Here is a 251-nt window from a genome sequence, read left to right as displayed (position 1 = left end):
TTCGTAAACATTTTTCAACGCAAGGTTGTGAAAGATATTCATTGTTCGGTTTTGAAGGATCAAACCTTCAAACAAAATAGAAAACACACAAAACATCTTCGGTGATGATGCGCTTGGGGGACACACCCGTTCCCATTCCGAACACGATGGTTAAGACCCAAGCGGTCGATAGTACTTGGTGGGCAGCTGCCTGGGAGAGTAGATGGTCGCCGAAGTCCTATGGGCTCATAGCTCAGCTGGTTAGAGCGCAC

The 251-nt window shown here is 47.4% G+C and carries 1 rRNA gene; it reads left to right on the top strand.

The features are described 5' to 3' along the window. The first annotated feature begins 97 nt into the window (after nucleotides 1-97). Nucleotides 98-215, top strand: a 5S ribosomal RNA gene (gene rrf, locus GPK49_RS13200). Nucleotides 216-251 lie beyond the last annotated feature (36 nt).

This window comes from Clostridium sp. MCC345 (assembly GCF_018785345.1).
GTDB classification, from domain to species: domain Bacteria; phylum Bacillota; class Clostridia; order Lachnospirales; family Anaerotignaceae; genus Anaerotignum_A; species Anaerotignum_A faecicola.
The sequence above is the reverse complement of the archived record's forward strand: the minus strand, read 5'-3'. Positions and strand labels throughout refer to the sequence as shown.